The following is a 12890-nucleotide window of genomic DNA, read 5'->3' as shown; positions in this document are numbered from 1 at the left end:
TAAACTTATCTAGAATTCATATTGTTTAGATTATTTTTTCATTATAAAATTTCTTTAAGAGGAAATCCATTTATTAGGGTAAATATTCAAAGATAATATACTTTTAGCCTATTATTCCATTGATCTTATACAGAAAGGACTTGATAAATATGCAAACAATAGAGGAAGTGAAAAAGAAGGAATCCAAAGTGGCCGTTGATTATGTAAATGAAGTATTCGAAAAGGTGAAAATCAGAAATCCTTTTGAAGCTGAATTTCATCAAGCGGTTGAAGAAATCTTTGATTCACTCTTACCTGTGTTTTCCAAGCATCCAAAATATATGAACCAAAATATTCTTGAAAGAATCGTTGAGCCAGAAAGAGTCATTTCATTTCGGGTTCCATGGACAGATGACAAAGGAAAGGTTCAAGTCAATCGTGGGTTCCGGGTTCAGTACAGCAGCACACTTGGTCCTTACAAAGGCGGTATCCGCTTCCATCCTTCCGTAAACACAAGCATCATTAAATTCCTCGGTTTTGAACAAATCTTCAAAAATTCCTTAACAGGTTTACCGATTGGCGGTGCAAAAGGCGGTGCTGATTTTGATCCGAAGGGAAAATCAGATGGAGAGATCATGCGTTTTACGCAAAGCTTTATGACTGAATTATATAAGCATATTGGGCCTGATACAGATGTGCCAGCTGGAGATATTGGCGTTGGTGCAAGGGAAATTGGCTTTATGTTTGGCCAATATAAGCGTCTGCGTGGAGCCTATGAAGCTGGAGTCTTAACTGGCAAAGGGCTTGAATATGGCGGAAGCTTAGGGCGGAAAGAAGCGACTGGCTATGGTCTCGTCTATTTTGTAGAAGAGATGCTAAGAGATAAAGGCCTTAGCTTTCAAGGTAGCACGGTTATTACTTCTGGATCTGGGAATGTGTCTATTTATGCGATGGAGAAGGCGATGCAATTAGGGGCAAAAGTAGTTGCATGCAGTGATTCCAACGGGTATATCTATGATGAAAACGGATTGAATCTTGAAACTATCAAACGGATAAAAGAGGTTGAAGAGAAGCGTATTTGCGAATATGTTTATGAACATCCACATGCCCAATATGTTGAGGGCTGTTCTGGAATCTGGTCCATTCCTTGCGATGTTGCTCTTCCATGTGCAACTCAAAATGAAATTGATGAATGCTCGGCCAAAATTCTTGTTGCCAATGGAGTGAATGCAGTCGGTGAAGGAGCTAATATGCCGTCTAATTTAGAAGCGATCGATATTTTCCTAGAGAATGATATTTTATTCGCTCCTGGAAAAGCGGCTAATGCCGGTGGCGTATCCGTCTCTGCTCTAGAAATGTCCCAAAATAGTGCGAGACTTGCCTGGCCATTTGAAGAAGTTGATGAAAAGCTGCAAACGATAATGAAAAATATTTACCGCAACACGGTCAATGCTGCTGAGGAATATGGCTATCCTGGAAACCTTGTCATCGGTTCGAATATCGCAGGCTTCATTCGCGTAGCCGACGCAATGATTGTTCAGGGTGTAGTATAATAATAGAAAAAGGTGGATGCATTATGTGATACGAATGCATCCACCTTTTTTCATTGCTAAATTCCTTTTGTTGATGGATTAGACTATAATAATACTTGCTTTATATTATAGTGAGTCGACACTAGGAGAATTCCATGCATTCCAAATATACATTTTTCAGAAGTAATTTTTACAGAACAGAATGGGTTCAACTATTTCTTACTGCTATCCTTACCGCCCTTTTAAGCGAAGTGAAGGTAATCCCCTTCTATGGAGAGGATTTTCGATTTGGATTAGGCAGTATTACATTTTTTTTACTGATTCTTATTCTTCCTCCCGCTTCATTCATTCGTACAGGTTTCATTACAGGTATGTCAGTCATTTTTTTCCGTATCTGTGAAGATTTGATGTTCGACTCTATACCATTTTGGATAAGCTTTAAGAGTCATTTCCCAGCTTTTCTATTTTATTTCTTATATGCAATCGGATTAAGTATCATTCAAATTAATAAATACAAATCCTCACCAATTCTTCTCGGAGCGTTCGCTGCCTGTTTCGAACTGATCGGAAATAGCGCCGAGCACATTATGCGCTATTTTCTAATCGTTCACATGAACTTAAATTTGAAGGAATGGTCATTGCTATGTGGGGTTGCCCTACTTAGAAGCTATTTTGTCGTTGGACTATATAGCTCCATTACGATTTCCGAACAAAAAAAGCGGATGCAGGAAATGCTCGAAGTTGGATCCGAATTATATGCAGAAACCCTTTATTTACAAAAGTCGATGGATCATATTGAACAAATCACGGCATCAAGCCATGATTTATATCGAAAATTAAGAAAGGCCAACTTTAAAGACTTAAGTAGGCAGGCATTGCTCATCGCACAAGAAATACATGAAGTAAAAAAAGATTCACAGCGGATACTGTCCGGTCTTTCTAAAATTACCTCACAAAAAAGTAACGATGTCCTGTTTCTTACCGATATTCTCGCTTATGTCGTTATAGCGAATGAAAAATATAGTGAGCTATTAGGAAAAAAAGTTACATTCGATCTAAAGACAGCCAATGACTTTGAGACCGTTCAGCAAATTCCGCTCCTGGCAATATTAAATAATCTAACTGCCAATGCTGTTGAAGCAATAGAGGAGTTTGGGATCATTGATATTCAAACGTTTGAACAGTCTGCCAATACGATATTTATTGTAAAAGATACAGGCAAAGGCATAGAAAAAGAGGATCTGCCGATTATTTTTGAACCAGGCTATACAACTAAATATAATGATTACGGTGTTGCAGCAACTGGGATTGGACTTTCTCACGTACAAGACATTGTCCACTCACTAGAAGGCCAAATCAAAATAGAGTCGTCTAAAAACGGGACCATTTTCCAAATACAAATTCCAACGAACAACATTAGAAAGCGAGTTGATCCAATCTGAGATATTTTATTATCGACGATGACAAAGCAAGCCGCAGTATGCTCAAAAAAATCATTGTCGAAGGAGAACTTGGCCATGTGATTGGAGAAGCAGAAAGTGGACAAAAAGCCCTTCAGCTGATCTTATCTACGCAGCCAGATTTTGTTTTGATTGACTTTTTAATGCCTGAACTGGACGGAATTGAAACGATAGAGCAGTTAAGAAAAGAAGGGTTCCATGGCCAGTTTATTATGATTTCTCAAGTAGTGAATAAGGAAATGGTCGGAGAAGCGTATGAAAAAGGAGTCGAATTCTTTATCCATAAGCCTATCAATCGAGTAGAAGTACATAGCATTCTAAAGAAAACAGCTGAACAATTTCATCTCAAGCAATCTCTATTAACGATTCGGGAATCATTAGCTCATATTGAATCGGCAAAGATGGCAAAAAAGCAGCCAAGTGTGAAAGAGGTTGTCTTAGCAATCTTGAATGATATGGGGATTATCGGTGAAACTGGCAGCGGAGATATGGTGTTGATGATGGAATTCTTAATGAAGCAAAAAAATAGCAGCGCATTACTCCCACCTTTAAAAGATTTATACGAGGCAGTCGCACTTTCTAATCATGCTGACCCCGCCCAGATGAAAAAAGAAATGAAATCCATTGAACAGCGCATCCGCAGGGCCATCATAGCAGCACTTAATAACTTAGCTTCGTTAGGCATTTTCGATTACACGAATCCTAAGTTCGAATATTATGCTCCGCGATTTTTTGACTTTCAGGAGATTCGAATGCGCATGAGAGAAATGGAAACAGACAGTAAGGAAGCAATGAAAGTAAAAATAAATATAAAAAAGTTCCTGCAAGTTTTGTATGTAGAAACATTAGATAAATTCAATCAGCCATCATAAAGTGAAACTTCATTCAGTGGGAATCATACAGCCCGTTAATCTGCGATAAATCCATTTGACACTTTCCAAAACCAGTCTCTTCATTTTCGAGGCTGGTTTTTTCATCAATATTTATATAAACCTAAGCCTTTCGGAAAAAATTTCATTAAAGCAATGTCGGATTTTGTAGGATTCGACAATTTCCCCATATAATCATTTTTATATTACATTCTAGTTCTTTCGAAAGCGTTTTCAAAAATATTAGAGAGGTGACTATATGAAAAAGAAGTTTAAATTGAGTTTGGCTTACCAAATTCTTATCGGACTTACAGTAGGGATCATTGTTGGTGCCATTTTTTACGGAAACCCTGCCGTTTCAACATACTTACAACCAATTGGAGACATTTTTATTCGATTAATTAAAATGATTGTCGTTCCAATTGTTATTTCTACATTAATTCTTGGTGTTGCTGGAACTGGGGATATGAAGAAATTAGGCCGACTTGGCGGAAAGACTATTCTTTATTTTGAAATTGTAACTACAATCGCCATTATTGTTGGATTACTTGCAGCTAATATTGCTAAGCCTGGTGCTGGTATTGATATGTCTAAGCTAGCAAAAGGTGATATTCAAAAATATGTTGATACAACAAATGAAGTAACGAGTCATAGCTTCGCTGATACATTTGTGAACATTGTTCCATCAAACATTGTTCAATCATTAGCGAATGGGGATATGCTTGCAATTATTTTCTTTGCGGTTATGTTTGGATTAGGAATTGCCGCAATCGGCGAAAGAGGTAAACCAGTCCTTGCTTTCTTCCAAGGAACAGCCGATGCGATGTTCTGGGTAACGAATCAAATCATGAAGTTTGCCCCATTTGGAGTTTTTGCTTTAATCGGGGTTACCGTTTCAAAATTCGGTGTTGAATCTTTAATTCCACTCGGAAAATTACTTGTTTGTGTTTATCTGACGATGCTTTTCTTCGTCGTTGTCGTACTTGGCGTGATTGCCAAAATGGTTGGTACGAGCTTAATGCATTTAGTGAAGATTTTAAAAGACGAGCTTGTATTAGCTTATTCAACAGCAAGCTCCGAAACAGTCCTTCCTAAAATAATGGAAAAAATGGAGAAGTACGGCTGTCCAAAAGACGTTGTTTCTTTTGTTATTCCGACAGGCTATTCATTTAATCTAGATGGCTCTACTCTTTACCAAGCATTAGCAGCAATCTTTATTGCGCAAATGTATGGAATCGATTTAAGTATTACACAACAAATTACATTAATGCTTGTGTTAATGGTTACATCAAAAGGAATTGCTGGTGTTCCAGGAGTCTCCTTCGTTGTTCTATTAGCCACTTTAGGATCTGTAGGAATTCCACTTGAAGGTCTTGCCTTCATCGCTGGAATCGACCGTATTCTAGATATGGCTCGTACAGCTGTAAACGTAATCGGTAACTCACTAGCAGCTATTGTTATGTCTAAGTGGGAAGGCCGTTTTGATTCCATAAAAGGAAACAAGTATATCTCTGACCTACAAAAATCAGCATAAACATAAAATGGATGCACGAGAACTTTCTCATGCATCCATTTTTCTTTTAGACTATTTTCACATATATTGTTGTTTTTAGCTTTCAAAGTTTGCCCGATGATTTCCACTGCGGTCACTTGCTTTCCGCGGGGAGGGACGGGAGCCTCCTCGGCGTTACCGCCTGTGGGGTCTCCCGCTTCCCTCACTTCCCGCAGGAGTCAAGTGCCCTCCGCTCCAATCAACTCAGATAGTTAAATTAAAATCTTTAAGACATCACTTTAATGATCGCTACTTTAAGATAGTTTCCCTCTTTAAATTCCTTAATCGTTTTAAAATCCTCTGGGAGACTATATTCCTCTAGAATTTTGTACTTTCTTCCTGTCTGCTTAAAGGCATTTTCGATAAATCCTTTAAATTTATTCATATTGAAGGTGCTGCAATTCGTCGAAGCAACGATGATGCCATTTTTTGCAGTTATTTGTATCGCTTGCTCAAGCAATGCAGGATAATCCTTTGCTGCGCTAAAGGTATGCTTTTTCGAGCGGGCAAAGCTTGGGGGATCAAGAATAACCATCTCAAAGCTTAATTGCTTTCTAACAGCATACTTAAAATAATTGAACACATCCTCAACAATAATATCATGTGCCTCATAGTCAAGATTGTTCACACTAAACTGCTCAATCGTTTTACTTTTGCTGCGATTAGCGAGGTCCACGCTCGTTGTTTTGGCCGCTCCGCCTAATGCGGCTGCAACCGAAAAAGCGCCTGTATAAGAGAATGTATTTAATACCGTTTTCCCTTTTGCATACTTATCACGAATGGCTTTGCGGACATTTCTCTGGTCTAAGAAAACGCCTACCATTGCCCCATCATTCAAATAAACAGCAAAGTGAATGCCATTTTCCTTGACAATAAGTGGAAACGACGCACGTTCTCCTGCCACAAAATCATCATCTTCAATATATGTCCCTTTTACATTAAAGCGTTTCTTCTCATAAACCCCTTTCACATCTGCCACATTGAACAGCGCTTGGATGATGTCATTTTTAAAATGATAAATCCCTTCACTATACCAATGAACCAAATAATAGCCGGCAAAAAAGTCAATCGTCAGCCCGCCAATTCCATCCCCTTCTCCATTAAAAACACGAAAGGCAGTTGTTTCGGGATTTTCAAAAAAGGCTTTTCGGCTGTTTAACGCTTTTAAAAGCCTTTTTTCAAAAAAGACTTGATTGATCATTTCCTGCTCATTTTTCGTTAAAACCCAGCCCCTGCCTTTATTTTGCCTTCCAAAGTAACCAGTAGCCACATACTGATTTTTGTCATCAACCAATTTAATAATGCTTCCCTCTGTTAAATCTACAGGCATCTTGATCATGGCCTCTTCAGTTATAAGCGGGGATCCCGCTTGGAAGTTTTTCGCAAATGCAGATTTTACTTTTATCACAACTTCTGTCTTCATTCGTTCACCCAACATTCATTTCTTACTATTTTTACACGTTCCAAATTGATAGTAACATTTATCGGGAAATACGCCAAATTGATGGTATTTTAGAAAGGCTTCTATTTTTTAAAGAGTAAAACTTAATGCAAAATCCTCCGTTGCAAAGGAGGACTTTTTCTTTATATGAGATTAAGATTGATCCTTATCTTTTTTGGTTATATACTGCCCAGTCCGTGGATCGCGGTCCACTCCTTTTAGTCCATAAACTGTATGATTAATTAAATCCTTCAAAAATACGGAAGCGCCCGTAACCAAAACGGCTTGAATAAAGGCATTAACATTATTACCAATAATAATGGCACAGGCAATATCTGCGACAACCAATTGAATCCAGGCGTGAAGCCATATAGGAATAAAAGGCGTCTGTCTTAAAAACAGACCAATCAAATAAAGCACCGGAATTAAAATAAACACTTCCGGCTGAATATATTGTTCAAGAACATCAAAACTCAAATTCTATTCCCCCCCTCCCTTCAGATTATTGATTTCAGACCCTCGTTGTACCTTGTTTTTCTTTCTTCCTGTCATAAAGTTTTTCACGCTTTTATGATAAACTGGAAAGGGTGTCAGACACCGAAGATGGACAATCGCGCAGTTTTTCCACGTAGCACGGACAGTAGCGATGTTAATCTTCTATAAAATAGAAATTACTTTTATAAAATTTGCCTTAGTCATCATTATGTTAATAAAGTATGATTATGGTAGTTTCATAGTTATTGTTAAGTCAAAAGGGGTGCTCTATCATGCTTAGAGTGGGGATCGTCGGTCCGCTATCTACTGTTGAAAGAATCTTGCGTATTGCACAAGGCTTACACCTAGATGTAATTTTTCTATCATATCCATATAAAAAGGTTAGAGAAACGGAAGATCTCATAAGGGAAAATCAAAACAATGTCGATTTTTGGATTTTTTCAGGGAGAATATCCTATATCATTGCAAGTAAAGAGGTTGAAAATAAAGAACGCCTTATTTTTATCGATCATACGGAAGCTGGAATTTTTAAAGGGTTGATAGAATTTGTTTACCAAACAGGTACTCTTTTTGATCATTTTAGTATAGATGAAATATCAAGAAGCCACCTGGAAACCGCGTTAAACCAACTCACGATAAAGCCTGAACAAATTTATCTCAAAACCTTTTCTGAAGATACGCAGGCAGAGGATTTAATCCACTTTCATCATCATTATTGGAAAAATGGTGAAACGAAAGGCGCCATCACCTGCTATGAGGAAGTATATTTGCAGCTAAAAGAACTGGGGGTCCCTGCGTTTAGGATCTCTACAAGTGATATAGAAATTATGCATACTCTAAATATCCTCTCTGAAAAAATAAAAACCTTATACTTTCAGGACTCCCAAGTAGCCGTCCTAGTATTTGAAATGGTTCAATTAGAAAATCATTTCAAAAGCTCGAAACAAACGTATCAGCTGCAATTTATGGAATTAAAACTAAAAGAAATTTTAATCAACTTAAGCGAGCATTTAAATGGCTCCCTTATTGAAAAAGGGCTTGGACGGTATTTAATATTTAGTTCTCGCGGGGATAGTGAACGAGAAATTCAAAGAATTGAAGAAACAGTAAACAACTTGATATTGGAGTCTGGGTTGAAAGCAGGCGTTGGAATCGGCTATGGAGAAACCATATTCTCGGCGGAATTAAATGCAAACAATGCATTACGACAATCTAAAGAAAGTGGCTCTATCATCCTCATGCAGGAAAATGGAAAAATCGTAGAAGCGGAAAGTGAAAGCTTTGAAGCGGCGGATTTTCCATATTTTAATGATAAAAACTTCATGAATACATTAGAAAAGGCAAAAATCAGTGTGAAGCATTATATTGAAATCTTTGCTTTATTAAAAAAGTCAGGAGTGAAAGAGTTTACTGTCAAGGATATTTCCATTCAGCTTGCCAAGGATGAAAGAAATACAAGGCGTTTTATCGAAAGCCTTTGTGATGCTGGATTAGCTGAATGCATTGGGCTGGAACCATTTCCAGCAAGAGGAAGGCCAAGGCGTGTATACAAATTAATAAATTCAGCAAATAAAGTAATGTAAGACTGTTGGGCCCCCCTCAACAGTCTTTTTTTTTGCACGTTAAGAAAGTATAAATTGTCAGCGAAGAAGTTGATTCGACGCAGTTGCCAATTTTAGGAATTAAGTATAAGTGCAACTACGCCTCTGTCTTCGCCTTTCCAAGGCTCGCCAATCAGCGAGTTTTCTTTAGAAATATTAACAGCACTAAAATTGACAAAAAATTAATAATTGTTATTGCATTTCTTTAACGCGTTAAATATAATTTATTTTAGGGTAAATATCGTATATATACCTTTATTTATGAATAATTATTCAATGGTTTTATTATTCTAATTATTTTGAGGGGAGAGGGTTCGGGAAATACAAAAACAGATAAAAAATAATAATAATCTTTCGTGTAGTTAAAAATAAAAAGATTAGCTATTGCGGAGATATTATTGTAGAACCTATACAACTCTAAGAGAGAGGGAAACATCATGAATCAAGAACAATATTTGAAAAAGAGAATGGGATTTTGGTCGCTAACAGCACTATCTCTCGGTGGCATCATTGGATCAAGCTGGCTTTTTGGACCATGGGCTGCGGCAAAATTAGCTGGTCCAGCAGCGATTATGTCTTGGATCATTGGTGCTATTGCGATTACACTTATCGCTCTTATTTATGCAGAGTTAGGAAGAGTGAAGCCTGAAACAGGCGGACTGGGCCGTTATCCTCTTTATTCCCATGGTACGATGCTTGCTACAGTGACTAGTTATTCCATCTGGTTTGGATACTGTGCAACTGCACCTGTTGAATCCGCAGGTGTTATCCAATATGCGAATCAGTTTTGGCCAGGTTTGTATGATCTTACAAAAGAGCAGCTTACTACGACTGGTATTTTAGCTTCGGTTATTTTGATGGCCTTCTTTGTCGTTTTTAACTATTTTGGTGTAAAATTATTTGCTATTACAAATACAGTCATTACTACAATTAAGTTTATTGTTCCTGTCCTAACGATCATTGCCTTTTTTATGACAGGTTTTCATCCAGAAAACTTCACAAGTCAAGGGTTTGCACCGAATGGTTATGGTGCTGGATTAAGTGCAATTTTAACTAGTGGTATCTTTTTTGCTTATACTGGGTTCGGGAATGTCGTCATGATGAGTGGCGAAGTCGTTAACCCTAGGAAAAATATTCCATTAGCTTTAATTACCTCTCTTGTCGTTGCCGCCATCCTTTATGCGTTGCTTCAAATCGTATTTATTGGAGCGGTTCCGCCAGATATGCTCGCTAATGGCTGGAGCGGAATTAAATTTGATTCCCCTTTTGCTAATTTAGCAATGATGGCAAATATGGTTTGGTTATCTTGGATCATTACAGCTGATGCCATGGTCTCTCCAACCGGATCGGCACTAACTTATACAGCCGGAACTTCAAGACATGTCTTTGGAATGTCAAAAAGTAAATTCTTACCGTCTTATTTCGGAACGATTAACAAACGTTTTGGTGTTCCGACTCGTGCACTTGCTCTTAATTTCTTTATCGGATTGCTTTTCTTATTTCCATTAAAAAGCTGGACTGCGATTGTCGCTATTGTTGGAGCCATTGGTATTTTTAAATATGCTTCTGCATGTATCACTGTTACGGTTTTCCGTAAAGTTGGTTTAACGCAAAACAACGGTCTTCCAGGTATGCATATTATTGCCCCGTCAGCCTTTGTTTTTGCTACGCTTTTAATTTATTGGACGAACTGGAGCAGAGTACAACTTGCAATTACAGGATTGATTATTGGTATTGGTGCGTATTTAGTTACCCACTTTATCAATAAATACAAAACGATTGAAATTATTGGCGGAATTTACCTTGTTGTTTATATTTTTATGCTTGTAGGACTTTCTTATTTAGGAAACTTTGGCGGACATGGTATGATTCCTGAACCATTTATGTCGATTATTGCCGCAGTTTTAGGATTTATTTTTTATCATTTTGCGGTTTTCAATGGTGTTTGGTATATGCGTAAAAAAGGAAATATTGAAGAATTAAAGGAGAGCATTTCTAGTATTTCTTAAGGTGAATCTTCCAAAAGTGGGGAGTCTTACTGCCCGTTAAGAGTGGGATAATTTTTAATTTTGGCGATAGCCATGTAAGTAATTGATTCTGCTTATTGTAGATTCAAAGAAAAGAGGTTGAAGTATAAGTGAAACTATGGGGCGGACGATTTACAAAAAGAGAAGATGAAATCATGGAGAAATTCAATACTTCTCTGCCTGTCGATCATCGACTTTATTATGAAGATATTACTGGAAGCATTGCACATGTATCAATGCTTGTAAAATGTGAATTACTGACTGAATCTGAAGGAAAATTACTCATTAGCGGACTCGAGTCGATTTTAAAAGATATCGAGTCTGGTGTATTGCAAGTAGAAGGCCAATACGAGGATATCCATTCTTTTGTAGAAATGAATTTGACACAAAGAATTGGTGAAACCGGGAAAAAACTTCATACGGCAAGAAGCCGGAATGACCAAGTCGCTGTTGATATGCGACTTTACGCAAAAAATAAAGCACGCGAAGTTATGTCTGCACTTCAACAGCTGATTGATTCGTTAAATCAGAAAGCTGCAGACAACAATGTCATTATGCCAGGGTACACCCATTTGCAACGAGCGCAAGTTGTGACATTTAGTCACCATCTCGGAGCATATGTACAAATGTTTAGCCGTGATAAAAAAAGAATTGCCAATGCTATTGAAATCTTAGATGAAAACCCGCTTGGCTGTGGCGCATTGGCGGGTACGACACATAATATCAACCGAGAGATTACAACTGAGCTATTAGGTTTTTCTAAACCGGTGGACAACTTCTTAGATGGTGTAAGTGACCGTGATTACATGCTTGAGCTAATGTCCGGCTTCTCAATCACGATGATGCACATGAGCCGTTTAAGCGAAGAACTGATTCTTTGGAGCAGCCAAGAATTCAAGTTTATCGAAATGGATGATGCCTATTCAACTGGCAGTAGCATTATGCCGCAGAAGAAAAACCCTGATGCCGCTGAATTGATTAGAGGAAAAACAGGTAGAGTATACGGCTCCCTCTTCTCATTATTAACAACGTTGAAGGGCTTGCCTCTCACTTACAACAAAGATATGCAGGAAGATAAAGAACAGTTTTTCGATTCTCTTGATACGGTGTTGGATTGCCTGGAAATTATGGCAAAAATGATTGATACCCTCCATGTTAAGGAAGAAAACATGAAGGCAGCCATTAAAGCAGGATTTTTAAATGCTACTGAAGTTGCTGATTATTTAGTAAGCAAAGGAACAGCATTCAGAGATGCCCACGAAATTGTCGGCAAAATCATCATTTATTGCGAAGAGCATAAGAAAGCGATTGAAGATTTAACAATCGAAGAATTAGCGAAGTTCAGCGGAAACATTGCAGATGATATTTACGAATACATCGACTATGAGAACATACTGAACAAAGGAAACAAAAAGCTGATTAAACAGATTACTAGATAATATTTTTACGCAGCTATCCGGGAAGTTGGGTTCTCCTGACTTTTTGGATAGTTTTTTTGAAAAAAGGGCCTTCATGGTCTCCGTCGAAAAATGAGTGCCATGACTTTCATGGAACGGGTTTTTCATGAGGTCTGCCGAAAACGAGTGCCATGAACCTTTCATGGAACGGGTTTTCCATGAGGTCCGTCGAAAACGAGTGCCATGAACCTTTCATGGAACGGGTTTTTCATGAGGTCTGCCGAAAACGAGTGCTATGAACCTTTCATGGAGCGGGTTTTTCATGAGGTCCGTCGAAAACGAGTGCCATGAACCTTTCATGGAACGGGTTTTTCATGAGGTCTGCCGAAAACGAGTGCTATGAACCTTTCATGGAGCGGGTTTTTCATGAGGTCCGTCGAAAACGAGTGCCATGAACCTTTCATGGAACGGGTTTTTCATGAGGTCTGCCGAAAACGAGTGCTATGAACCTTTCATGGAGCGGGTTTTTCATGAGGT

At 38.1% G+C, this 12890-nt stretch carries 9 protein-coding genes; 7 read left to right on the top strand and 2 right to left on the bottom strand.

What is annotated here, in order from left to right:
* Positions 1–149: 149 nt before the first annotated feature.
* The 4 genes from gdhA (at position 150) to F7731_RS10855 (ending at position 5374) form a co-directional block, all read left to right on the top strand.
* On the top strand, positions 150–1532 hold the full coding sequence (gene gdhA, locus F7731_RS10870; protein ID WP_151534815.1) for an NADP-specific glutamate dehydrogenase: 1383 nt from the start codon (positions 150–152) through the stop codon (positions 1530–1532).
* A gap of 134 nt (positions 1533–1666) precedes the next feature.
* A complete protein-coding gene (locus F7731_RS10865; protein WP_151534814.1) occupies positions 1667–2953 on the top strand; it encodes a sensor histidine kinase in 1287 nt (428 codons plus the stop codon).
* Positions 2950–3843, top strand: coding sequence for a response regulator (locus F7731_RS10860; RefSeq protein ID WP_151534813.1), 894 nt, complete (start codon positions 2950–2952; stop codon positions 3841–3843). Before F7731_RS10865 ends, F7731_RS10860 begins: the two co-directional genes overlap by 4 nt.
* 256 nt (positions 3844–4099) lie before the next feature.
* On the top strand, positions 4100–5374 hold the full coding sequence (locus F7731_RS10855) for a cation:dicarboxylate symporter family transporter (protein WP_151534812.1): 1275 nt from the start codon (positions 4100–4102) through the stop codon (positions 5372–5374).
* 244 nt (positions 5375–5618) lie between these two features.
* Here F7731_RS10855 and F7731_RS10850 read toward each other — a convergent pair whose 3' ends face one another.
* The gene (locus F7731_RS10850; protein WP_151534811.1) at positions 5619–6815 is read right to left on the bottom strand and encodes a class I SAM-dependent rRNA methyltransferase; all 1197 of its coding nucleotides are present in this window, start codon (positions 6813–6815) and stop codon (positions 5619–5621) included.
* Between the two features lie 171 nt (positions 6816–6986).
* Positions 6987–7310, bottom strand: coding sequence for a phage holin family protein (locus F7731_RS10845; protein ID WP_151534810.1), 324 nt, complete (start codon positions 7308–7310; stop codon positions 6987–6989).
* 290 nt (positions 7311–7600) lie between these two features.
* Here F7731_RS10845 and F7731_RS10840 point away from each other — a divergent pair, with 290 nt between their 5' ends.
* The 3 genes from F7731_RS10840 (at position 7601) to argH (ending at position 12395) form a co-directional block, all read left to right on the top strand.
* Entirely contained in the window at positions 7601–8911 is a 1311-nt protein-coding gene (locus tag F7731_RS10840) for a hypothetical protein (protein WP_151534809.1), read from the top strand.
* Positions 8912–9366: 455 nt separating this feature from the next.
* Positions 9367–10938 carry an APC family permease gene (locus F7731_RS10835; protein WP_151534808.1) on the top strand — a complete coding sequence of 524 codons (1572 nt, stop codon included), beginning with the start codon at positions 9367–9369 and terminating at the stop codon, positions 10936–10938.
* Between the two features lie 128 nt (positions 10939–11066).
* Positions 11067–12395, top strand: a complete 1329-nt coding sequence (gene argH, locus F7731_RS10830) for an argininosuccinate lyase (RefSeq protein ID WP_151534807.1) — start codon at positions 11067–11069, stop codon at positions 12393–12395.
* Positions 12396–12890 lie beyond the last annotated feature (495 nt).

Source organism: Cytobacillus depressus, from assembly GCF_008923245.1.
In the GTDB taxonomy this organism is placed as follows: Bacteria; Bacillota; Bacilli; order Bacillales; family Cytobacillaceae; genus Cytobacillus; species Cytobacillus depressus.
This window is presented reverse-complemented; position numbering and strand designations above follow the sequence as displayed.